Here is a 383-nt window from a genome sequence, read left to right on the forward strand (position 1 = left end):
ATGCAGAGGTACACGACCTTAACGATAACATTCGATAAGAGAAATATCAGAACCCTTAAGAAGAACAGAGGGCATAAGAGTGATAAATTTTGCGCCTGAACGCATAGCCTTTTGCATAGCACGCTTTATAGAACTTTTCGGATAAACCGCTCCATTCCGGACACATTGCCGCCAAGCGGTATGGAAGCAAAAATAATAGTAGAGTGGGCTTCAGCCCACCGCTTCAGACGGCATCCGCCCCCCGTCATTATCCACTTGAGCGGCAACCAAACCATCAAATTGGAACAAATGACCCGCTAAGGTCAGCCTGTCGATGTCGCATCTGGCAACGGCATTTAGGTCAAAATTCCCAACATGCAGGACAAAGAAAAAGCCCTTATCGC

General features: G+C 47.0%; 1 pseudogene. It reads right to left on the reverse strand.

Features of this window, described 5'->3' with window-relative positions:
* Positions 1 to 21: 21 nt before the first annotated feature.
* Positions 22 to 138, reverse strand: a pseudogene (locus ACRPFF_RS11760) (30S ribosomal protein S3); the annotation flags it as partial.
* Positions 139 to 383 lie beyond the last annotated feature (245 nt).

It is taken from the genome of Neisseria sp. SLRRB23 (genome assembly GCF_050896295.1).
In the GTDB taxonomy this organism is placed as follows: Bacteria; Pseudomonadota; Gammaproteobacteria; order Burkholderiales; family Neisseriaceae; genus Neisseria.